The following is a 20,793-nucleotide window of genomic DNA, read 5'->3' on the forward strand; positions in this document are numbered from 1 at the left end:
AAATAAAAATAAAGAGTTGTTATGAAAGAAAATTTGACCAACGAAAAATTAAAAAATAATAGCTCTAAAGAGTTGTTTGAAAAAGCAAAGCAAGAAGGTATATTTGGTAGTTCGTTTTTAGGAGTCGGAATTTTAACAAGCAATGCTCCCATGTATTTTGATAATGGGACTATATCTGCTGCAATGTCAATAATGTCAGCAATTTATCTATACAAAGCTCTTAAAAAATTTGAGCAGATATCAAATGTAAGCGTTCATAAATTTTACAAATTAAGCCTTATATTTTCAGTTATTTTTTTGATATCTTATATAGCTACTGAATTTTATTCATTATATTTTGCCATTCCTCTAGCGATATCTGCTGTCTGCATGGCTTATGCCTGGTTTATATCTACTCTTAAACTGGCAAACATCACTAGAATTTCAGATTTTAAATTATATTTAATACTTCTAACTATAGATATAATATTTGCATTATATATAAGATTAGCCAAAATAGATAATGAAATACTAATATATACAGAATTTGGACTGCTTGTCATAATTCAAATTATATATATTAGTGCTTGGGTTAAGATAGAAAACATTAAAAGCGAGCAGCCTTTAGCTTGTATTTAAACTAAAGTTATTCTTGTTTAGCCATTCATTTTTGATAAATTTTCATTCTTTAAATTTACCTCCATCAGCCTTATCTCCTCTTCGCCGCTTCTTACGATATCAGAGTCACATTCAAAATTCTTCGCGCCTATCTTCTTTGGATATTCGACATTTGCCAAAATATGCCTAAATATATTTATCCGCGCGTGCTTTTTGCTATCAGACGCAACTATCGTCCAAGGACAAGCGGGAGTATTTGAAGCAAGTAGCATGGAGTATTTGGCGATGGTGTATTGATCCCAAAGCTCTTGGCTTTTAGCATCCACAGGCGAAATTTTAAACTGCTTAAGCGGATCGGTAAGGCGCTCTTTGAAGCGTTTTTTCTGCTCCTCTTTTGAAACCGACAAGTAAAATTTAAAGAAAATTATGCCTGAGTTTTTTATCATCTCTTCAAATTTTGGCACCTCGCGCAAGAACTCCTTATGTTCTTCTTGCGTGCAAAATCCCATCACAGGCTCAACTCCGGCTCTGTTATACCAAGAGCGGTCAAATATCACGATCTCTCCTGCGCTTGGAAGGTGCGCCACATATCTTTGGAAATACCACTGCGAGCGCTCCACATCGCTTGGTTTTTCAAGTGCGACTATGCGACATCCGCGCGGGTTTAGATGCTCGGTTAGGCGCTTTATGCTTCCGCCTTTGCCTGCCGCGTCACGCCCCTCAACGATGATAAGCACTCTTAAGCCCTGCTCTTTTACATGGTTTTGAAATTTCAAAAGCTCGATCTGAAGCTTTCTAAGCTCGTGTTCGTAGTCGAATTTGTCATGGTTACGCTTATCTTCTTTTTTATGTTTTGACATGAGGCTTCCTTTTAAAAATTTCATATATCAAATGCTACTTTTTAGATTCTTAAATTTAAATTAAGCACGCTGTATTCCTGCGTATTTAACACTGGCTTTATATTATTTTTGTAAAATACGACCAGAAATTTTTAAGGACAATTATGTTTAAAAGAGTGATTTTTTCTATATTTTTATCTATTATCTCAGCTTTTGCCGATCCGCTTTCGGTCGCTGAAGCTTTTGGACTGAGCGCAAAAACCGATAGCCAAAATGTCGAATTTAGATTTGATCTCGCCAAAGATATTTACGTATATAAGGACACTGTAAAGGTTCTTAGCGGTGGTAAACTCCTAAACGATCAGCTAAATTTGCCAAATTTTATAAACGACGGCAGTTTTGACGTATATCCTGAAAAATTTAGCTTATTTGTGCCTATAAATTTGCTTAAAGAGATAAATCAAAGCGATAGCTTTAATATCACGCTTGAGTATCAAGGTTGCGCCAAAAACGGCATTTGCTACCAACCGCAAGTAAATAATTACAACGTATCAAGCGGCTTAAGCGGATACAAGATAGCGTTAATTCCAAAAGATGATGACACACCCTCAGCTTCTAACCTACCTAGCGAAAGCGACCTATCCGAGCAAGACAGTATCGCTAAAAATTTAAGCGACAAAGGGTTTGTTTTATCACTTATTACCTTTTTTGGTTATGGAATTTTGCTTTCGCTTACCCCTTGTATATTTCCTATGATACCGATACTTTCAAGCATTATCGTATCCAAATCAGGAGACAGGCTAAACGCTAAACGCGGATTTTGGCTTTCGTTTATCTATGTCTTTGCCATGGCTTTAGCCTACGCGGTAGCGGGTATAGTAGCAAGTATCTTTGGTGCAGGACTTAGCGGCATGCTGCAAACTCCTGTGGTGCTTATCGGCTTTAGCTTGGTCTTTGTCGCACTTGCTCTATCTATGTTTGGACTTTACGAGCTTCAAATGCCTTTAAAAATCCAAAATTTACTCAACAAAAAAGCAGAAAACAAAGACGGAGTTATAGGAATTTTCATCATGGGATTTTTATCCGCTCTCATTGCAAGTCCATGCGTCGCAGCACCTCTTGCAGGCGTGCTTCTTTATATAGCGCAAAGCGGAAATGTGCTCTTTGGCGGATCGGCTCTATTTATCATGGGGCTTGGCATGGGTGTACCGCTTCTAATCATCGGCGTAAGCTCTGGTAAGCTACTTCCTCGCCCTGGAATTTGGATGGATAATATCAAAAGACTCTTTGGCTTTATAATGATATTTATGGCGATATGGCTTAGCGCTCGCGTGCTTGGTTCAAGAGTTGAGTTTTTGCTATACGGAGTGACGGCTGTTTTTATGAGCGTATTTTTCGGAGCCTTTGATAGCACAAATGAAAATAGCAGTGTCGGTAAAAAAACCATAAAAGCGCTATCTTTGATAGTTTTCATATATGCTTTTATCTTGATCGTCAGCTCTTTTGCCGGAGCGAAATCCCTTCTTAATCCGCTTGAAAACTTAGGAATTTCAAGAAGCGTAGCATCAAAAGAGGCTAAATTTATAAATGTTTCTAGCATAAGCGAGCTTGAAAGAGCGATTGTAAGCTCAAACAAGCCTGTGGTGGTTGATTTTTACGCTACTTGGTGCGTAAGTTGCAACGATCTTGACGCGATAACGTTCAAAGATGAAGCGGTGATTAAAAGACTTGAAAATTTGACTTTAATTAAAATAGACGTTACAAAAAACACTAAAGAAGATGCCCAAATAATGAAACATTTCTCAGTCATAGGACCACCTGCACTACTATTTTTTAATCCAAACAGCACTCTGGAAAACGAGATAAAAAATGCAAGAATTATAGGATTTTATGAGCCAAAGAAATTTATAGGTCACTTGGATAAATTTAAATTTTAAATTTATCCTCAAATTTTATTAATTTTAATGTATAATTTCACCTCCACTACCCTGTAGTTTAGCGGTAGAACTGCTGACTCTGGATCAGCTAACATAGGTTCGAATCCTCTCGGGGTAACCAAATTTTAAAACATATATTTGAAATCATATTCTGAATAAATTTTTTATTCTAATTAATCCCAAATTCATTCCGCTATATCTCATGATTTTTGCCATCTGCTTCCATCTATCCCTCTCGTAACACGGATGTGGGCATTTTCTACAGCTTGGCTTGATCTCGTGCGAACACTCAAGCAGTCTTTGATGAGTGTATCTAAAGAGCTCTTCGCACTCCTTGCAAAGCGTTGTGCTAACCATGAAATTTAAATTTTCGCCCTTATAAAACAGGTCTATACCTATCTCTTTTTTAGCTTCGTCTAAGTGTTTATCATTGCAGTGAGTCTTTAAAAATTTAGCCAAGGTGCTCACCTGCTCTATAAATTTTTCATTTGTCATTAACGATCCTTTTGAAAAATTTAGCAAATTTCATAATAAAAATCGTTAATTCAGATCAACACCAAAGGCTATTTGCAAAATTTATCCAAGGCCCTTTTTAAATCATCCTCGCAATCAATACCTATACTTTCGCTCTCGATCTCAAGCATGGCTATCTTTTTACCATTTTCAAGGGCTCTTAGCTGCTCAAGCTTTTCTACAATCTCCAAAAATGATGTTTCAAACAAACAAAATTCATCAAGAGCCTTAGCGCTATATCCGTAAATTCCAAGATGAGCCTTGTAGCTTTTACAATCCGCTCTATTAAAAGGGATTCTTGAGCGCGAAAAATATAGCGCAAAGCCGCATCTATCGGTTACAACCTTGACTAAATTTTTGTCATCTACCAAACTATCGTCTACTTTTTTATAACATGAAAACATAAAGGCTTTTTGGCTGTTTTCCTGGCAAAATTTCTTAAATTTGGCGATATTTTCAGGCTCTATGAAAGGCTCATCGGCTTGAACGTTTATGATGATCTCATCTTCGCTGAGCTTTAAAATTTTAACCGCTTCGTTTATGCGGTCTGTTCCACTTTGATGATCTTTGCTTGTCATAACCGCCTTAAATCCATGCTTTTTAGCTATCTTAAGCACCTCTTCATCATCGACGGCGATTAAAATTTCATCTACGTTTTGCACTCTTTTTGCAGTCGCGATAAACATCGGCACGCCGTTTATCGGCTCTAAAATTTTGTTATGAAACCTCGTTGAAGCAAGGCGAGCGGGTATAACTATCATCTTTTTATCCAATTTAGAATTTTTTCCTCTATCTCATCTTGTTTTGCGATATCCGTGTGGACGGCTTGTGAGATAAATAGCGATTTTATCGAATCCGGGACGATATCGCTAAACTCTTTTGCCAAGGCTTCAAGTCCTGTTTTTTCGTCTTTTAACTCCTCGTTTTTACAAGCTTTAAACATGCTTGGCGCAAATTTTACCCAGTGAGCGGTAGAGGTTATCACATTTGGACGAGTTAAATTCGAGCTCATCTTAAAGCAAGTGGCTGTGTGAGGATCAATTATGACGCCTTTGCTTGCTTGCTCTTTGATGATCTTTTCACACTCTTCATCATCACAAAAATCAGCTTCAAACTCTTTTTTGATCTCTTCTAGCTCGCTCTCATTTAGTTTATAAAAGCCGTTTTGGGCTAAATTTTGCATAAGTTCTTTTGTTCTAACTGCGCCAAATTTATCAAAGAGTAGCCTTTCAACGTTTGATGAGATAAGGATATCCATCGCAGGACTTATCGTCTTTATAAGCTCTTTTTCGCGCAAGTCGTAAATGCCTGTGATAAAGAATTCGGTTAAGATGTTGTTTGAGTTTGAGACGATTTTTATCTTCTCTATCTTTGCGCCCATTTTTTTAGCGTAATAAGCACCCAAGGCATTGCCGAAATTTCCGCTTGGAACGATGATATCAAAGCTTTCGTTTTCTTTTAGAGAGCCTGTTTTTAGCAGGTATACGTAAGCATAGATGTGATAGATGATCTGAAATAAGATTCGCCCAAAATTCACCGAATTTGCAGCACTTAGCGACACTCCAAGCTCTTTTAACGCGTTTTTAAAAATCTCGCTAGCTAGAAGCGTTTTAAGCGCTCTTTGCGCATCATCAAAGTTACCTTCTATGCCAAGAACCTTTAAATTTTTAGCTCCTGCATTTATCATCTGAAGGCGTTGAACCTCGCTTGTGCCGTCTTTTGGGTAGAGACACACCACTTTGATATTTGGCGCGTCGCTAAAGGTTTCAAGAGTTGCAGGACCGGTATCACCGCTTGTCGCGCACATTATGAGGTAGTTTTCGCCTTTACTTTTAGCAAGCTCGCTTAAAATCACTCCAAACGGCTGAAGCGCCATATCTTTAAAAGCGCGCGTAGGCCCGTGATAAAGCTCGTTTATGTATAAATTTTCACCGATTTTTCTTATCTGCACGGGCTCGTTTGGCTTGTCAAATTTCAGATATCTTTTAAGCGCTTTTTTAAAAACATCATCACTTACGTCAAATTCAAATTTTTTTATAATCTCAAGTGCGAGCTGCTCGTAGCTTAACTCTTGCGCACCGGCAAAAAAATCTTTGCCTAGCTCAGGCAAGCTAAGCGGCGCATAAAGTCCGCCGTAAGCCGAGCTTGGAGCAAGCAGCGCCTCGCTAAAATTTACCGCATTTAAATTTTCATTTTCATTAGCTCTTGTTTGATGAAGTTTCATTTTTTACCTTTTGTTGATTTTATAACCCATTTTGCGTATTTTTTAAGCACCTTATCGGCCTTTATAGAGGCTATTTCAGGAAGCTCGTAGCTATGGTTTTGTTTTATAAATTTGCTTATCTTTTTAAATTTTTTAGCTGTTTTTATGAGTAAAATTATCTCTTTTTCGCAGCAAATTTCGCCGTTCCACACATAAGTGCTTTTAGCCTTTATCACGCTTACGCAAGCTGCAAATTTGCGCTTTATAAGCTTTTTTGAAAGTTTTTTTGCGCCTTTTTTGTCGCAAGAAGTGATCACAAATTTCATCTTATCATCGTTCCTATTCCATCATCGGTAAACAGCTCAAGAAGTATCGAGTGAGGCAATCTGCCGTCTATGATGTGCGAGTTTTTAACGCCACTTTTTACGCATGCAAGCGCTGCATCAACCTTTGGTATCATGCCTCCGCTTATGACGCCTGAGCTTTTTAGCTCGTTTATGCTTGCCTCATCAAGTTTGCTGATGAGATTTTTTTCGCCGTCTAAAATCCCAGCCGTATCGGTTAAAAACATTATCTTTTCGGCTTTTAGCTTGCAAGCTATCGCACTTGCGCAAAGATCGGCATTGATGTTGTAGCTGTTTGCATTCTCATCGGTTGCGATAGGTGCGATAACGGGCACAAAGCCCTCTTTTAGCAAATTTAGCACTATGCTCTCATCAACGTCCGTGATGTCGCCCACAAAGCCGTATTTGCCGCTATCTGTCTTTGCGGCTTTGAGCATATTTGCGTCCTTGCCGCTTATGCCTATAGCCTTTGCGCCGTGCTTGTTTAAAAGTGCCGTTATCTCTTTGTTTATAAGCCCGCTTAGCACCATTTCAACGACTTCCATCGTAGCTTCATCGGTGACTCTAAGCCCATCTACAAATTCGCTTTTGATATCAAGTTTTTCAAGGATGGAGTTTATCTTCTTGCCTCCGCCGTGGACGATCACAACCTTTATGCCTACCAAATGCAGTAAGGCTATATCGCGCGCGAAGTCGTTTTTAAGCCTTTCGTCTATCTGGGCTGCACCGCCGTATTTGATAACAAAAATTTTATCTCTAAATTTTTGTATGTAAGGAAGCGCTGATACGATAATCTCGGCTGTTTTGATATTTCTTTGCAAATTTGATCCTTTTTGGGCGATTATAACAAATTTTGCCTAGAGGCTAGCTTTGATAAGCTCCTTAAAAGAGACTGATAGAGTTGTTTTAAGGCTGATTAAAGAAATCGGCAAGCCAAACTCTTCGATCTTTACGAAATCTTTTTTTGTTACCAGAAGCGAGGTTGCGTTATGACGCTTTAGAATTTCTTCAAGTTCGTCTTTAGTAAAGCTATGATGATCTTCAAAAAACTCGCGTCCTACGCATATATCAAAAAATGCTTTTAGTCTATTAGGATTTGCTATGGCGGTAACCAAAACCATCCTTTTTGTATAGTTTAAAATTTCACTCTCGCGAGTAAAATCAACCCCTTCGCAAGCTACGTGATCGGCAAATTTATAAAAGCTTTTTAGGTATCTGTAAGCTCCACTTGGTATGACAAAATCAAAATAGGGCTCGTGTGATGGCTTAATAAGAATATCAAATTTTTTTATGTGAAATTTAGAAAAGCCGTCATCAAGCAGGATATATCTAGCGCCTAGATTGCGAGCTAAATTTATCGCTTCATCGCGATTTTCGCTTACGATTACGTTTGCGTTTCTAACGCTTTTTGCATACTCCATCGCCTCATCGCCGCTTGTTTTGATATCGGTTAGAATTTCGCCGTTTATGCAAATTTTTATTAGTCCCTTCGAGGCGCGTTTATACCCGCGAAGGATTATAAATCCGCCTTCAAATTCGTTTGCTATAGCCATACAAAGAGGAGTTTTTCCGCTTCCGCCTAGGGTTAAATTTCCGATGCTTATTATCGGTATATGAAAATCTTTCTTGGAAGCAAGCTTAAATTTGAGCCAAACAACGACAAGGTAGAGCAAACTAATAGGCAAAAGCAGTATGGCAACGAGTTTGCAGGGCAAATTCGGGCTATAAAAATACCGCTGCGCAAAACTATGCGCAAACCTCTTAAACACGGTGCTTAGCTATCTCTTTTATAGTCTCGCAAACCCTATAAACCTCTTCGTCCTTTAACGCATTATAAATAGGCAAAGATAGTATCTGCTGATAGGATTTCAAGGCGTTCGGATAGGCATTGACCTTAAGTGCATATTTATTTTTATAGTAGCTTAAAAGGTGTATAGGCACGTAATGAAGTGCTGTATGAATGCCGTTTTCTAGCATCTCCTTGGCAAAACTATCGCGATTTTTATCAACCTTTATTATGTATTGCACATAGACATGATCTCGTTTTTTAATAGGAGTCTTTATGTGTGGGCAATCAGCTAGCTCTTTATCATATATGGCTGCTATCTCCTGGCGTCTTTTTATAAATTTATCGTTTTTGTCAAACTGAGCCATAGAATATGCTGCGCAAAGCGCCGTTATATCATATTTTACACCAATATCTACAACATCATAGATATAGCCTAAATTTCCATCTTTATCTATACCATCTACTATCGCATGATTTCTAAGAAGTCTGGCGCGACTTGCTATATCATCATCGTTTGTCAATAAAAATCCAGCAGTCCCTATAGGATTTACTAGCCTAGAATATATGCAAAAGCAAGATATTGTAGATTTTTCTATAGAACCTATTTTTTGATCATTATATCTTAACCCTGCCCCTTTTCCTACATCATCAAAAACCTTTACATCATACTCCTCGGCGATCTTATATATCTCATCCATATCGGACGCTTGACCCGCCACATGATTGACAAAAATTCCTTTTAATTTTTTATGATGATGAACTTTTAATACTTCTCTTAAAGAATTTGGATTTATATTAAAATCATCCTCGTTAATATCTACGAATATAGGCTCGGCATCAAAGTGTCTAATGGCTTGAGCAACACTTGGTATGGAGTTTACAGAGCATATTACTTTATCCCCTCTTTTTAAATCCATCGAACAAAGGGCGAGATGATGAGCGGCGGCCGAGTTATTTGTAGCGATAGCATGCTTAACGTTAAAATAATTTTTTATTCTATCTTCAAGCTTTTTAACTATAGAAACACCGCTCTCTTTAAAAGCCTCTTTGATAGCCTCTATTTCTTGCTCATCTATTGATGGCTTATAAAAAGTAATATCCTCCATACACGACTCCTTAGTTAATATTCAAATCCGCAATTGGCGGCATCTTAAGTTTAAATTCATTTGCCCTCATTCTAGAAAATACGGTGTCAACCAACTTTTCATCAAAAATTTTACGCAAATCTTCTTTATTTTTATTTAAACATATCTCTTTTAGCACCATATCAATCTGATTATAATCATACCCTATATCAGCTTCGTCGCTTTGATTTTCCCAAAAGTCAGCAGACGGTGCTTTATTTATTATACTATCATCTATGTTTAAAAATCTAGCAAATTCAAAAATCTCGGTCTTAAAAAGCCCGCCGATAGGATTAAGTGCATACGCGATATCTCCATATATTGTGCCATACCCTAACATCCTCTCACTCTTATTACTAGTGCCAACTACCAGCGCATTAAGATCGGCGGAATAATCATAAAGAAGGCACATTCGGATTCTCGCAGCCAAATTTCCCGCTCTTATCCTGGATAAATCCTCTGAAATTTGATCTCTAAAACTCTGAATTATAGGCTCTATATCTATTATTTTATAGTTTATTTCAAGCTTTTTGCAAAGATTTAAAGCATCATTTAGATTGTTTTTACTTGAAAATTTAGTTGGCATTATCAGGGCATGGGTATTTTTTGGCTTAGCTAGTGCACAAAGAGTCAAAACCACAGCGGAATCAAGTCCTCCGCTAACACCCACCAAAAAGTTACTTGCGCCACTTGTCTTTAAATAATTCACTAAAAAGTCTTGTAATTTAATAGTAATTCTGCTATAATCCGCGACCATTTTTATTTTTTAAACACTTTAACTTTAATTTTTCAATTAATATTATACTAAATTTTAAGAAAAAATTTCTTTTAAGGTTAAAAATTATAAAATACGAGTCATAATTTTTTTTAAAGAGAACTATATGAAAATAATATGTAACACTTGTGGCAAATATCAGACAAACTGCTATATAGTGTCAAAAAACGGACTCGATCTGATTATAGATCCGGGTGAATCAGCATACGAATTTGTTATTAAAAATGCAGCTAATCCTGTTGCGATTCTTAACACTCATGGACATTTTGATCATATTTTTTCAAATTTTGGCTTAAAAAAATTTTTTAATATTGATGTATTTATTCATAAAGAAGATAAATTTATGTTAGAAAATGACGTTTTTAGGTATGGATACAAAACGGTAGATGATGCTATAGGTATAGGTGGAGCAAAATTTGAAGATGTGCATTTCAAAATAGGAGATTTTGATGTTACTTTTTTACACTTTCCGGGTCATACTCCGGGAACTTGCATGATAAAAGTAGACGATGCGATCTTTAGTGGCGATTTTATATTTATGGATTCAATAGGAAGATACGATTTTCCTTTTTCAGAAAAACATAGTATGAAGTTAAGCCTTGAAAGATGCATGAAAATAGATGGAGATTTTATTTTATACCCCGGTCATGGTGAGAAAACTACTCTAAAATACGAACAAAAAAATATGGGCTATTGGATTGATATGATTGATGGGGGGGGGTATTAGTGAGTTAAATTATACGACAAAGTTAAATTATTAAGCTATTTATATCTTAATTTTTTAGACTGGTCTCTTTAGCCCTCTCTTCGGCACGTCTTGCTGTAGCTTGTTTTTGTATATTTTCTTTATAAATTTTTAATATATGATCTTCCAAAACAACCACTTGGAAAGTTCCTTCAAAAACCTTTATATCTTTAGTTTTTCCAATAACTCTAACCTCTCGTTTTTTACTCTCTCCAAAATGTGCATGCGCATCAAATTCTATCATCTCATTGACCATAGTCGGAGCATAAAAGTGAATTTTAGCCCCTATCATCACACTATAAGTCTCGTTGATAGAGGCAAGCGCAGCATAACTAGCCGCAGAAAAAACAAATCCTCCATGTATAAGCCCCTGTGCATCACACACCATCTCGCTAGTCGCAAAAAAATTGGTCTTAGCGTGATTTGGACCTAAGGCTACTACACTGCCGCTTAAACTTAAATTGATATGCGGAGATGTTTTAAGCTCGTTACGAAACGGATTTTCATCCTCAGGCAAAATTACACTCTCTTGTACACTATCGTCAAAAATATTATCACTCATATTATCCCTTAAATTTTTAGTTTCAAATAGACACGTCTTGGAGCAGGATAGCCCTCTATGGTTAGTTTTGGATTGCTTGGGTCAAGAAAATTTTCAAGACTTTGTCCCAATATCCACTCTGTCTTTCTTTGTTCATTAAAATCAGTTTCTTTTGTAGCTAAAATTTCAATATCTTTAAATTTTGCGCGCTCACACCAATTTATAAGCGCACTAATTGTAGGAACAAAATAGATATTTGAAATTTTAGAATATGTCCGCTTTGGCGTAAGTGCAAAATCTCCATCCATATCTATATACATCGTATCCAAAAACAGCTCTCCGCTCGGATTTAAAGATAGCTTTAGATCCTTTAGCATTTTTACAGGATCGCTTCTATGATAGATCACACCAAGACAGAATAAGGTATCAAATTTATGCTCATAATATGGCAGATGCTCAACTCCAAGCAACTCATAAGATATATTGGAGCGCACAAAGTGATTTATAAATTTAAACTGTAAAAATGTCATAATGCCAGGATCAAAGCCCACTAGCTTCTTGGTGCCAAATGGCAACATTTTAAAGAGATAATATCCGTTATTGCAGCCTATATCACCTACGACTTTGCCCTCTAAATCAAGATACGGCTTTAAGATATTAAACTTAATAAAGCTTCTCCACTCAGCATCGATAAATGTATCATCTATCCTAAAAGGTCCTTTGCGCCAAGAGCGTAAATTTAAAGCCGTTTGCAGTATCTTTTCTCGCTCTTCTTGGTTTAAATTTGTATCTATTTCAACAGCATCTGCAAATTTTACTACGCTCTCGCAAGGCGCAATATCTGAAATTTCTTTTAAAAGCGGTGCATAAATTTTGCCTTCAAGCTCCTTAAATTTGGCAACTCTAACGCTTTGTAAATCCACCATTTATTTAGACCAGTCAATTATATTTTTCGGACAATCTTTGCGGTAGGTACCGGTGGCGTCATAATACTCTTTACAGTCATTGTAATAATTAGTAGATATTCCACGCTCATTAACAAAAATACATCCGCTTAAAAAAAATAGCATCATTATCAAAAGTAAAATTTGTTTCATAGCCCTGATTTTATCATAATTTAAGACGTTATTTAAAAAATTTAGAGTGTTTTTTCTTCATATACTCTATCACCTCTATCACCTCGTCAACACCCTCTGCATCGCTTCCATCAAGAGCCTCTTCTATGCTCTCTATGTAAGTTTCCGCTGCATCTTGAAGCTTATCTTTTTTAACTCCGGCATAATAAAGCATGCCCTCAAGCATCACAGAAAGCTCATAGCTTAGCTCGTCTATACTTAGCTCTTCTTCCCTCATCATCATATCTCCTTTTGTTCTTTTTCTAAAGTTTTTTTAGTTATCAGATCTACCATCTGAGCCTTAATATTCTCATAATTAAAGCTATCTTTAAAGCCGGCAAACATCCCTCCGCTGGCATTTACATGTCCGCCTCCGCCGACTAAATTCTTAGCCATTTGGCTTACGTCAACCTTTCCGTTTGCACGAAAACTAAGCGTTTTTTTGCTAGTAACATCGATAAAAAAGTCAATATCGTTATTCGCCACCAAAAAGTCGTTTCCGATAACGGACGTATTTCCGATATTATAAGTTAAAATTCCTCTGAATTCATTATATTTTATCTCAAATCTCTCTCTGTTTTTAGTGAGTAGATTTACAACATAATCCGATATTAGGTTACTTAGCGTATCATCTTTTTGGTTTCTAAAAAAATCTTTTTTAAATTTAAAAATAGCCTCATCAAGCCTTATATAGTCGTTTTTATCATTAAAAAACTCGCGCGCCCTTTCAATCAGATAAAACATATATTTGGTGCTCTGTTCCTCAAACATCACCTTGTTTATCTCTTTTGCATTTGCTATAAGCCCCAGACAAACCTTACCCATCTCAAAATCTTTATCGTCTTTTAGCCAAATATCGACAGCATTTACCACATCGCTAAATTTTTTCAGCCTCTCATCCACTCCATAAATGGCTGAGAAAAAATCATGAGTTATCTTTGTGGCACATCTTGAGCTATCTAGGAAATACCAATCAAATTTACTAGCGCACTCCGCACCGCTTTGGTGATGATCAAGCAGTATGAGTTTGGCATTTTTACCTATCAAGGACTTTTCAAACTCTTCGCATTGAGCAAGAGTTAAATTTAGATCCGTTATTAGCACTAGGGATTTTTCATCTCCCAAATTTGATAAAATTTCACTAAATTTTTCATCTATCTCTTTACCATAATTTGAATTATAAAATTTTATATCTTTAAAATAGTGATTTGTTATTGTTTGTGCTCCATATCCGTCTAAATCGGTATGCGACAAGTGGTGAATTTGCATATTTTTCCTTTATAAATTTTCAATTTCAATAGCACCGACAGTTTCAAAAGGTGTGTTTGCAGAAACCTCCGCAAAACTTAATACTACAATATCTATGCCAAAATTTGTGCATATATCTGCTATAAATTTTCTCAAACTTGGCTCTACACAAAGAACCATTGGGCCATATTCTGATATCGGACGCTTGGTTCTTGCATCACGAAGAGCCTGCACTATAGCAGAAGTTTGAGCCACATTTATCATAAGATGATATGCACCATCTTTATACTGCACGGCGTCAAGAAGCTTTTGCTGGGCGGCTGTCTCAAGGATATAAAATCTAAGCTGTCCATTTTCGTCAACATATAAAGATGTAATAACACGCGAGAGGCTTGCTCGAACATGCTCTATTATCATATCCATATTTTTACTCACTTCGGCAATATCGCTAAGCGCCTCTAGGATACTTAGCATATCCTTAATTGGAATGCTATCTTTTAAAAGTGTTTTTAAGACCTTTTGGACTAGCCCTATTGGAGCAATCCTTAAAGTATCTTCAACTATTATAGGATAATCTTTTTTAAGCTTATCAAGTAGATTTTGAACCTCTTGACGAGTTAAAAGCTCAGCTGCATTTTGCTTTATAAGCTCACTCATATGGGTTGAAATCACGCTTGCAGGATCAACTATGGTATACCCGCTTAGTATCGCATCTTCTTTTACATTTGAATCTATCCACAAGGCATCAAGACCAAACGCAGGCTCTTTGGTGGCGATTCCTTGTATACTATCGCTTACAAGTCCGCTGTCCATAGCAAGAAATTTATCCGCATAAATTTCACCCTGCCCTATAACAACACCCTTTAGCTTAAATCTATACTCATTTGGCGGAAGCTGTAGATTATCGCGAATTCTAATCTTTGGCATCAAAAATCCAAGCTGGGTAGCGATATTTCTTCTCATCGCTCTAATTCTCTCTATCAGATCATTATCTGCTAGTTTTAACAATCCATACCCAAGATCAAGCTCCAAAATTTCAAGCTTCAAGATATCATTTATTTTAGCTTCTTCTTCTCTAGCTATCTCTTCGTCACTTTTTTTAGGAACTTTTTGCGCTTGAGCCTTTGCTTCATTTTGAGCTTGCTCTTCGGTTTTTTTGGCCTCGGTTACAAAAAGCTTACCCTCTTTTGTCTCTTTCATTATATAGCCTATTCCTAAGAACAAAAGCCCCATAAATCCGAGAGAAAGAGTAGGAAGTCCAGGCACTAAGGCAAAAACAAAGAGTATAAATCCTACTATCAAAAGGGTTTTATACTCGCTTAGAAGCTGAGTTAGTACCCCTTCTGCGAAATTTTCTTCATCCTTGCTTGCTCTTGTAATGATTATAGCGGTTGCGGTAGAGGTAATAAGTCCGGGAATTTGACTGACTAGACCATCCCCAATAGTCAAAATTGTATATGTCTGAGCCGCACTAGTCATATCAAGGCCATGTTGAAATGAGCCTATCAAAAATCCGCCAACTATATTTATAATAGTGATGATAATGCTGGCTACCGCATCGCCTTTTATAAATTTGGACGAACCATCCATCGCTCCATAAAAATTTGCCTCCGCTATAATGGCTTCGCGCCTCTGTCTCGCAGTTTTTTCATCAATTAATCCCGCATTTAAATCTGCATCTATCGCCATCTGCTTGCCAGGCATGGCATCAAGTGTAAATCTGGCTTGAACTTCTGAAACGCGTGTAGAACCCTTGGTTACAACCATAAAATTTATAATAACCAGGATACAAAATACAATTACTCCGATTACGTAATTTCCACCCACAACAAACTGACCAAAGCTTGATATTATCTCACTTACAGCATCTGGTCCATTGTGCCCCTCACTTAAAATCATACGCGTAGTAGCTATGTTTAACGATAACCTAAAAAGAGTTATTATTAGTATGAGCGTAGGAAAGGTGCTTAAATCGGTAGGCCTTGGGATATAAACTGAAATCAATATAATAAGCACCGAAATAGATATCGAAAGCGCAAGAAAAAAGTCAAGAATGGCTGGCGGAAGAGGTACGATTATAATAGCAAGTATGGCCACTATAACCGCTACTATAGCTAGACCTCTTAGTCTAATAATAGGTTCTAAAAAAGGTGCCACCAGTGTTAAAATATTACGCTTTTGTTTAGCCAATACTATTTCTTAATAATATCTGATAATCTTATAGTGTCTAAAAAATCGTCAAGCTGAATCTGCAAAGCATTGAAAGTAGACCAAATTTGACATATGGCGCCCTTATTCGTAGGGCAATCATCATGAGATATAGAGCATTCAAATACCGCCGTCTTTCTCTTCTCGGCACTCTCAATAATCTTTTTTATACTAATATTCTCAGGCACATCAGCTAATAAAAATCCACCATTTGCACCTTTAAAAGAGATTAAAATTCCCTCTCTTGCAAGATTTTGTAAAATTTTCGCTAAAAAGCTTTTTGAAATTCCAAGCTCATTTGACATCGTATCCACATCCACAGGAGAGCTTTTTTGTGAAATATAGATAAGTGATAGCAGAGCGTATTCGCTGGCCTTTGTAAAAAGCAAAAGTTCTCCTTATACAGTTTTCTTGATATTTTATAAAATTTTATCTGCGAATTTGATTAAAGTTAAAATTTAAATAATTTTGATTAAATTTCTAAATTTTATGATATAATCGGGTTTTTAATTTCACCAATCAGGAGGTCATCATGGCTTTGGATTCGGCTAAAAAAGCAGAAATTGTTGCGAAATTCGCTAGAAAAGAGAATGATACAGGTTCGCCTGAGGTTCAAATAGCTCTTCTTACTGCAAGAGTTGCAGAGCTTACAGAGCACTTAAAAATTTATAAAAAAGACTTCTCTTCACGCCTTGGTTTACTTAAACTAGTAGGTCGCAGAAAACGTCTTTTAAAATATCTTAAAGAAAAAGATTATACAGCATACTCAAAACTAATAGCTGAGCTAAATCTAAGAGATAAGTAATCACGAGCCCTTTTAAACAGGGCTCTTTATTTTTTTCCTAAAACTACTTTCTTTTTAAACTTATATTTTTAAATTTCAAAACTTTATAATTTATCTTAGAAGTAAAATTTTTAGTATTTAGGATTATCTTTTTATAAAAAACTCTATAAAAACTACTAATTTTAGACTCTCTATCTGCATAAATAGCTGTAAAAACATCTTCAAGCGCTGCTCGCTCTTTTTGTGTTAATCTATCCATCAGTTCTTCCTATAAGTTTTTTTATCTTTTTTATCGTATATAGCAAATCTTCATCATCAAGCTCGCATAAAAGTTGACATACTGCAATAGCAGCTTGAGGTTTAGATACTCCAAGTCTCCAATCTTGATATGTTCTCATGGATATTCCAAGATTTTTAGCCATCTGAGCTTGAGAAATCTTCTTGCCCATATTTTTTGATTCAACAGCATTATGCAATAAATTAAAAATATCGCTTATCTCTACCATTTAATAATTATACGATATTTATTATTAAATATACATAAAATATTGTTTAAATAGCATTAATATAGATAAAATATAATTTTAATAGTAGTATTTATACTTTTAATAAATTATTTTATACGTAATTACGTATATATTTATATAAAATTTGTATTAAAACCACAAAATATAGCTTAGTCTATTAGACTAAGATTATCTAAATAATTTTCTTTAATTTTATCACTTGACATTTATACACTCAATGTTGTATAATGCACTTAGCAATTAAAATAAAAGAGTGCTAATATATGAAAATAAGCAAAAGAGATTTAATACTTGAATCAATCATTCAAGCCTATTTGAGCGATAACTCTCCGATAGGTTCTAGCGAGCTTGGTTCTCGTATGTCAGTATCAATTCCTGCTTCTACGATCAGAGTATATTTTAAAAAACTATCTGACGAAGGTGCAATAACACAATTTCACATCAGTGGAGGCAGAATTCCTACGACATCGACAATGAATGCTTACTGGCAGAGTCACTTAAATTTCAAAGATGAATTTTTGATACATAATGAGAGATTTTTAAAGATGCTTGTTGACAGCATGGAAATTTATTGCATGATTTATGGCGATAGAGAGCAAAATTTAGAAGAAATTTTGAGAGTAAACGACAAATTTTTAATTTTAAATTTTAACTATGACGAGATTGTCTTAAAATTTGATCCAAGGGTTGAAAAATTTCTAAACAATCTAATTGGAGTAAGCCTAAACAAACTTGAGCAGATCTCTATGCAAGTTGGTTTAAATGAGCTTAAAAATAAGATAAAGGAGTTAAAGAGAACGAAAATTTACTTTCAGGAGAATGAGGGTGTAGCCTTTAATATGTTTAAGGACGAGAGATTTAGGATGATTTTAGATCCCAGCTTTGAACATCTGATGGCTTCAAATTTGACATTTTCTCCACTTTTTGAAGAAAGTTTTATAGGCATAAAATGCAAGGTTAATTATCTTGATAAAGAAGCCAAGATGATATGCGCAGGCAGTGTTTATGCAGATTATGAAAAATTTTTTAACCAAATAAAGGATGTGGCATGAATGAAGAGATAAAAGCGGAAGATCTAATACCTGCCGAAGGAAGCGACGAGAGTATTAGCTTCGGCAGTGATAGCTTAAAAAATCTTGAACTGCAAAAACAGATTGATGAGCTAACAGATAAGTATTATAGGGCCAATGCGGATTTTGAAAATATAAAAAAACGCTTTGAAAAAGAGAAAATAGACCTAGCAAACTACGCTAATGAGAAATTTGCCAGAGATCTCTTGCCTGTAATTGATGCGTTGGAGATGGCTGTAAATTTTGATCCGGAAGGAGATGAATTTGCACAAAAAATAAAAGATGGAATAAATATAACAATAGATCAGTTTAGAAAATCTTTCGAGAAAAACGGGATAACAGCCATTAGTACGGATTGCGAATTTGATCCAAATGTACATAATGCGATGCTTCAAGTAGAAAGCGATGGACATAAAAGTGGTGCGATAGTGCAAGTGATACAAAAGGGCTATATGATAAACGGCAGAGTATTGCGCCCTGCTATGGTTACGATAGCTAAATAAATTTAAGAAATAAAATTTAAACAAAAGGATAGAAAATGGGAAAAGTTATAGGAATCGACCTTGGTACAACAAACTCTTGTGTGAGTGTTTACGAGCGCGGAGAGAGTAAGGTAATACAAAACAAAGAGGGCAAAAACACAACTCCTTCTGTTGTCGCTTTTACCGATAAAGGTGAAGTTTTAGTAGGCGATAGCGCTAAACGTCAAGCGGTTACAAACCCTGAGAAAACAATTTATTCTATAAAAAGAATAATGGGCTTAATGAGTAATGAAGATGCTGCAAAAGAGGCTAAAACAAGGCTTCCTTATCATGTGGTGGATAGAAATGGTGCCTGCGCTATCGAAATAGCCGGCAAGGTATATACTCCTCAAGAAATTTCGGCTAAAGTTTTGATGAAGTTAAAAGAGGATGCCGAAGCTTACCTTGGCGAAAAGGTTATAGATGCGGTTATTACAGTGCCTGCGTACTTTAACGATAGCCAAAGAAAGGCTACCAAAGAGGCTGGAACCATAGCCGGTTTAAACGTGCTACGTATCATAAACGAGCCGACAGCGGCTGCACTTGCTTACGGTCTTGATAAAAAAGAAGCAGAAAAGATAGTAGTATATGACCTTGGTGGTGGTACTTTTGACGTAACCGTTCTTGAAACTGGAGATAACGTAGTAGAGGTTCTTTCAACAGGCGGTAACGCGTTTTTAGGTGGTGATGACTTTGATAACCGCTTGATAGACTGGCTCGCAAATGAATTTAAAAACGAGCAAGGAATAGACCTTAAAAAAGACGTTATGGCGCTTCAAAGGTTAAAAGAGGCTGCAGAAAATGCTAAAAAAGAGCTAAGCTCTGCACAAGAGACAGAGATAAATTTACCATTTATTACAGCTGATGCGACAGGCCCAAAACACCTTGTTAAAAAGCTAACTCGTGCAAAATTTGAGTCTATGATAGAAGATTTGGTAGGAGAGACCATATCTAAAATAAACGAGGTTGTAAAAGAGGCAGGGCTAGATAAATCTGAGGTAAAAGAGATAGTAATGGTGGGTGGATCTACTCGTGTGCCACTTGTTCAAGAAGAGGTAAAAAAGGCTTTCGGAAAAGAGCTAAACAAGAGCGTAAATCCTGATGAAGTCGTCGCTATAGGCGCCGCAATACAAGGTGCGGTTATAAAAGGCGATGTAAAAGACGTGCTTTTACTTGACGTTACTCCGCTAAGCCTTGGCATTGAGACACTTGGCGGCGTTATGACTAAGATAATAGAAAAAGGCACAACCATACCTGTTAAGAAAAACCAAGTATTCTCAACTGCAGAAGATAATCAAAGCGCGGTTACAATACATGTATTACAAGGCGAAAGAGACTTCGCTAGAGACAATAAATCACTGGGTCAATTTAATCTAGAGGGCATCCCACCAGCACCTCGCGGAGTACCTCAAATAGAAGTTGAGTTTGATATAGACGCAAACGGAATTTTAACTGTTTCAGCTAAAGACAAAGCAACAGGAAAAGCGCAAAACATCACTATTTCAGGCTCAAGCGGACTAAGCGATGACGAGATAAACAAGATGGTAAAAGACGCTGAGCTTCATAAAGAAGATGATAAAAAACGTAAAGAAGCTGTGGAAGCTAGAAATCAAGCGGACAGCTTGGCACATCAAACAGAAAAGAGCCTAAGTGAGCTAGGGGACAAGATTCCTGCTGACGATAAGGCTAATATAGAAAAAGCTCTAAACGAGCTAAAAGAGACTTTAAAAGATGAGAGTGCTTCAAAAGAACAGATAGATGCAAAAGTAAAAGCTCTAAGCGAAGCAAGTCATAAGCTAGCGGAGGCTATGTATAAAAAAGATGATAACACCAATGCAAATGCCGATGCAGCTTCTAAAAATAAAAAGAAAGATGACGACGTAATAGACGCCGAAGTCGAATAAAGCTCAAAA

At 36.4% G+C, this 20,793-nt stretch carries 25 protein-coding genes and 1 tRNA gene; 8 read left to right on the forward strand and 18 right to left on the reverse strand.

Annotation, left to right across the window (positions count from 1 at the left end; genetic code table 11):
• Positions 1–21: 21 nt before the first annotated feature.
• A complete protein-coding gene (locus CDOM16190_RS00395) occupies positions 22–618 on the forward strand; it encodes a hypothetical protein (protein WP_170018409.1) in 597 nt (198 codons plus the stop codon).
• Between the two features lie 17 nt (positions 619–635).
• Here the strand turns inward: CDOM16190_RS00395 and ppk2 are convergent, their stop codons facing one another.
• Positions 636–1,457, reverse strand: coding sequence for a polyphosphate kinase 2 (ppk2, locus tag CDOM16190_RS00400; protein WP_170018410.1), 822 nt, complete (start codon positions 1,455–1,457; stop codon positions 636–638).
• A gap of 143 nt (positions 1,458–1,600) precedes the next feature.
• Here ppk2 and dsbD point away from each other — a divergent pair, with 143 nt between their 5' ends.
• Together dsbD and CDOM16190_RS00410 are read left to right on the forward strand one after the other, a co-directional pair.
• Entirely contained in the window at positions 1,601–3,373 is a 1,773-nt protein-coding gene (dsbD, locus tag CDOM16190_RS00405; protein ID WP_170018411.1) for a protein-disulfide reductase DsbD, read from the forward strand.
• Between the two features lie 47 nt (positions 3,374–3,420).
• Positions 3,421–3,494 (forward strand) — tRNA-Gln (locus tag CDOM16190_RS00410).
• Positions 3,495–3,517: 23 nt separating this feature from the next.
• Here CDOM16190_RS00410 and CDOM16190_RS00415 read toward each other — a convergent pair.
• From CDOM16190_RS00415 to CDOM16190_RS00450, 8 genes are all read right to left on the reverse strand, one after another.
• Positions 3,518–3,868 (reverse strand): nitrous oxide-stimulated promoter family protein, encoded by a 351-nt coding sequence (locus CDOM16190_RS00415; protein WP_170018412.1) that lies wholly within the window; start codon positions 3,866–3,868, stop codon positions 3,518–3,520.
• A gap of 68 nt (positions 3,869–3,936) precedes the next feature.
• Positions 3,937–4,647, reverse strand: a complete 711-nt coding sequence (kdsB, locus tag CDOM16190_RS00420; RefSeq protein ID WP_170018413.1) for a 3-deoxy-manno-octulosonate cytidylyltransferase — start codon at positions 4,645–4,647, stop codon at positions 3,937–3,939.
• Positions 4,644–6,110: a threonine synthase gene (gene thrC / locus CDOM16190_RS00425; protein WP_170018414.1), complete on the reverse strand. Its 1,467-nt coding sequence runs from the start codon at positions 6,108–6,110 to the stop codon at positions 4,644–4,646. Before thrC ends, kdsB begins: the two co-directional genes overlap by 4 nt.
• Positions 6,107–6,415 (reverse strand): divalent-cation tolerance protein CutA, encoded by a 309-nt coding sequence (gene cutA / locus CDOM16190_RS00430; protein ID WP_170018415.1) that lies wholly within the window; start codon positions 6,413–6,415, stop codon positions 6,107–6,109. Before cutA ends, thrC begins: the two co-directional genes overlap by 4 nt.
• Positions 6,412–7,254 (reverse strand): acetylglutamate kinase, encoded by an 843-nt coding sequence (argB, locus tag CDOM16190_RS00435; RefSeq protein WP_170018416.1) that lies wholly within the window; start codon positions 7,252–7,254, stop codon positions 6,412–6,414. The genes cutA and argB overlap by 4 nt, the downstream gene beginning before the upstream one ends.
• Before the next feature lie 36 nt (positions 7,255–7,290).
• The gene (locus CDOM16190_RS00440; RefSeq protein ID WP_170018417.1) at positions 7,291–8,202 is read right to left on the reverse strand and encodes a tetraacyldisaccharide 4'-kinase; all 912 of its coding nucleotides are present in this window, start codon (positions 8,200–8,202) and stop codon (positions 7,291–7,293) included.
• Positions 8,195–9,328, reverse strand: a complete 1,134-nt coding sequence (locus CDOM16190_RS00445) for a DegT/DnrJ/EryC1/StrS family aminotransferase (protein WP_170018418.1) — start codon at positions 9,326–9,328, stop codon at positions 8,195–8,197. Before CDOM16190_RS00445 ends, CDOM16190_RS00440 begins: the two co-directional genes overlap by 8 nt.
• Positions 9,329–9,338: 10 nt before the next feature.
• Positions 9,339–10,103, reverse strand: coding sequence for an NAD+ synthase (locus CDOM16190_RS00450; protein ID WP_170018419.1), 765 nt, complete (start codon positions 10,101–10,103; stop codon positions 9,339–9,341).
• A 124-nt stretch (positions 10,104–10,227) separates the two neighbouring features.
• Between CDOM16190_RS00450 and CDOM16190_RS00455 the strand changes: the two genes are divergently transcribed.
• A complete protein-coding gene (locus CDOM16190_RS00455; protein ID WP_169974945.1) occupies positions 10,228–10,848 on the forward strand; it encodes an MBL fold metallo-hydrolase in 621 nt (206 codons plus the stop codon).
• A 46-nt stretch (positions 10,849–10,894) separates the two neighbouring features.
• On the opposite strand, the gene CDOM16190_RS00460 is transcribed toward CDOM16190_RS00455, so the two are convergent.
• The 7 genes from CDOM16190_RS00460 to CDOM16190_RS00490 are packed head-to-tail and all read right to left on the reverse strand — an operon-like array spanning position 10,895 to position 16,367.
• Positions 10,895–11,428, reverse strand: coding sequence for a PaaI family thioesterase (locus tag CDOM16190_RS00460; RefSeq protein WP_170018420.1), 534 nt, complete (start codon positions 11,426–11,428; stop codon positions 10,895–10,897).
• 8 nt (positions 11,429–11,436) lie between these two features.
• Positions 11,437–12,333, reverse strand: a complete 897-nt coding sequence (gene cmoB / locus CDOM16190_RS00465; protein WP_170018421.1) for a tRNA 5-methoxyuridine(34)/uridine 5-oxyacetic acid(34) synthase CmoB — start codon at positions 12,331–12,333, stop codon at positions 11,437–11,439.
• A complete protein-coding gene (locus CDOM16190_RS00470; protein WP_170018422.1) occupies positions 12,334–12,504 on the reverse strand; it encodes a hypothetical protein in 171 nt (56 codons plus the stop codon).
• A gap of 28 nt (positions 12,505–12,532) precedes the next feature.
• The gene (locus CDOM16190_RS00475) at positions 12,533–12,760 is read right to left on the reverse strand and encodes a hypothetical protein (protein WP_170018658.1); all 228 of its coding nucleotides are present in this window, start codon (positions 12,758–12,760) and stop codon (positions 12,533–12,535) included.
• 2 nt (positions 12,761–12,762) lie between these two features.
• Positions 12,763–13,791: a DHH family phosphoesterase gene (locus CDOM16190_RS00480; RefSeq protein WP_170018423.1), complete on the reverse strand. Its 1,029-nt coding sequence runs from the start codon at positions 13,789–13,791 to the stop codon at positions 12,763–12,765.
• Between the two features lie 9 nt (positions 13,792–13,800).
• Positions 13,801–15,960, reverse strand: a complete 2,160-nt coding sequence (gene flhA, locus CDOM16190_RS00485) for a flagellar biosynthesis protein FlhA (protein WP_170018424.1) — start codon at positions 15,958–15,960, stop codon at positions 13,801–13,803.
• Positions 15,961–15,962: 2 nt separating this feature from the next.
• Complete coding sequence (locus CDOM16190_RS00490; RefSeq protein ID WP_170018425.1) at positions 15,963–16,367, reverse strand: Rrf2 family transcriptional regulator; 405 nt, start codon at positions 16,365–16,367, stop codon at positions 15,963–15,965.
• A 143-nt stretch (positions 16,368–16,510) separates the two neighbouring features.
• Here CDOM16190_RS00490 and rpsO point away from each other — a divergent pair, with 143 nt between their 5' ends.
• Entirely contained in the window at positions 16,511–16,783 is a 273-nt protein-coding gene (gene rpsO, locus CDOM16190_RS00495) for a 30S ribosomal protein S15 (RefSeq protein WP_170018426.1), read from the forward strand.
• Positions 16,784–16,826: 43 nt separating this feature from the next.
• Here the strand turns inward: rpsO and CDOM16190_RS00500 are convergent, their stop codons facing one another.
• Positions 16,827–17,021 carry a hypothetical protein gene (locus CDOM16190_RS00500; protein WP_170018427.1) on the reverse strand — a complete coding sequence of 65 codons (195 nt, stop codon included), beginning with the start codon at positions 17,019–17,021 and terminating at the stop codon, positions 16,827–16,829.
• Positions 17,014–17,268 carry a helix-turn-helix domain-containing protein gene (locus tag CDOM16190_RS00505; RefSeq protein WP_169974929.1) on the reverse strand — a complete coding sequence of 85 codons (255 nt, stop codon included), beginning with the start codon at positions 17,266–17,268 and terminating at the stop codon, positions 17,014–17,016. The genes CDOM16190_RS00500 and CDOM16190_RS00505 overlap by 8 nt, the downstream gene beginning before the upstream one ends.
• A 284-nt stretch (positions 17,269–17,552) precedes the next feature.
• On the opposite strand from CDOM16190_RS00505, the gene CDOM16190_RS00510 reads away from it, so the two are divergent.
• The 3 genes from CDOM16190_RS00510 to dnaK are packed head-to-tail and all read left to right on the forward strand — an operon-like array spanning position 17,553 to position 20,784.
• On the forward strand, positions 17,553–18,341 hold the full coding sequence (locus tag CDOM16190_RS00510) for an HrcA family transcriptional regulator (RefSeq protein ID WP_170018428.1): 789 nt from the start codon (positions 17,553–17,555) through the stop codon (positions 18,339–18,341).
• Entirely contained in the window at positions 18,338–18,862 is a 525-nt protein-coding gene (gene grpE / locus CDOM16190_RS00515) for a nucleotide exchange factor GrpE (RefSeq protein ID WP_170018429.1), read from the forward strand. Before CDOM16190_RS00510 ends, grpE begins: the two co-directional genes overlap by 4 nt.
• Before the next feature lie 35 nt (positions 18,863–18,897).
• Positions 18,898–20,784: a molecular chaperone DnaK gene (gene dnaK / locus CDOM16190_RS00520; protein ID WP_170018430.1), complete on the forward strand. Its 1,887-nt coding sequence runs from the start codon at positions 18,898–18,900 to the stop codon at positions 20,782–20,784.
• The last annotated feature ends 9 nt before the right edge of the window (positions 20,785–20,793 follow it).

Origin of the sequence: Campylobacter sp. RM16190, assembly GCF_012978835.1 — a bacterium.
Lineage (GTDB): Bacteria > Campylobacterota > Campylobacteria > Campylobacterales > Campylobacteraceae > Campylobacter_A.

Excerpts from the sequence above, each read along its gene's own strand:
- CDOM16190_RS00415 (WP_170018412.1), bottom strand. The coding sequence starts at position 3,868 with ATGACAAATGAAAAATTTATAGAGCAGGTGAGCACCTTGGCTAAATTT.
- CDOM16190_RS00480 (WP_170018423.1), bottom strand. The coding sequence starts at position 13,791 with ATGCAAATTCACCACTTGTCGCATACCGATTTAGACGGATATGGAGCA.
- CDOM16190_RS00450 (WP_170018419.1), bottom strand. The coding sequence starts at position 10,103 with ATGGTCGCGGATTATAGCAGAATTACTATTAAATTACAAGACTTTTTA.
- CDOM16190_RS00445 (WP_170018418.1), bottom strand. The coding sequence starts at position 9,328 with ATGGAGGATATTACTTTTTATAAGCCATCAATAGATGAGCAAGAAATA.
- ppk2 (WP_170018410.1), bottom strand. The coding sequence starts at position 1,457 with ATGTCAAAACATAAAAAAGAAGATAAGCGTAACCATGACAAATTCGAC.
- dnaK (WP_170018430.1), top strand. The coding sequence starts at position 18,898 with ATGGGAAAAGTTATAGGAATCGACCTTGGTACAACAAACTCTTGTGTG.
- CDOM16190_RS00395 (WP_170018409.1), top strand. The coding sequence starts at position 22 with ATGAAAGAAAATTTGACCAACGAAAAATTAAAAAATAATAGCTCTAAA.
- dsbD (WP_170018411.1), top strand. The coding sequence starts at position 1,601 with ATGTTTAAAAGAGTGATTTTTTCTATATTTTTATCTATTATCTCAGCT.
- thrC (WP_170018414.1), bottom strand. The coding sequence starts at position 6,110 with ATGAAACTTCATCAAACAAGAGCTAATGAAAATGAAAATTTAAATGCG.
- CDOM16190_RS00470 (WP_170018422.1), bottom strand. The coding sequence starts at position 12,504 with ATGAAACAAATTTTACTTTTGATAATGATGCTATTTTTTTTAAGCGGA.
- cutA (WP_170018415.1), bottom strand. The coding sequence starts at position 6,415 with ATGAAATTTGTGATCACTTCTTGCGACAAAAAAGGCGCAAAAAAACTT.
- CDOM16190_RS00475 (WP_170018658.1), bottom strand. The coding sequence starts at position 12,760 with ATGAGGGAAGAAGAGCTAAGTATAGACGAGCTAAGCTATGAGCTTTCT.
- CDOM16190_RS00455 (WP_169974945.1), top strand. The coding sequence starts at position 10,228 with ATGAAAATAATATGTAACACTTGTGGCAAATATCAGACAAACTGCTAT.
- cmoB (WP_170018421.1), bottom strand. The coding sequence starts at position 12,333 with ATGGTGGATTTACAAAGCGTTAGAGTTGCCAAATTTAAGGAGCTTGAA.
- CDOM16190_RS00460 (WP_170018420.1), bottom strand. The coding sequence starts at position 11,428 with ATGAGTGATAATATTTTTGACGATAGTGTACAAGAGAGTGTAATTTTG.
- CDOM16190_RS00510 (WP_170018428.1), top strand. The coding sequence starts at position 17,553 with ATGAAAATAAGCAAAAGAGATTTAATACTTGAATCAATCATTCAAGCC.
- CDOM16190_RS00500 (WP_170018427.1), bottom strand. The coding sequence starts at position 17,021 with ATGGATAGATTAACACAAAAAGAGCGAGCAGCGCTTGAAGATGTTTTT.
- grpE (WP_170018429.1), top strand. The coding sequence starts at position 18,338 with ATGAATGAAGAGATAAAAGCGGAAGATCTAATACCTGCCGAAGGAAGC.
- rpsO (WP_170018426.1), top strand. The coding sequence starts at position 16,511 with ATGGCTTTGGATTCGGCTAAAAAAGCAGAAATTGTTGCGAAATTCGCT.
- CDOM16190_RS00505 (WP_169974929.1), bottom strand. The coding sequence starts at position 17,268 with ATGGTAGAGATAAGCGATATTTTTAATTTATTGCATAATGCTGTTGAA.
- kdsB (WP_170018413.1), bottom strand. The coding sequence starts at position 4,647 with ATGATAGTTATACCCGCTCGCCTTGCTTCAACGAGGTTTCATAACAAA.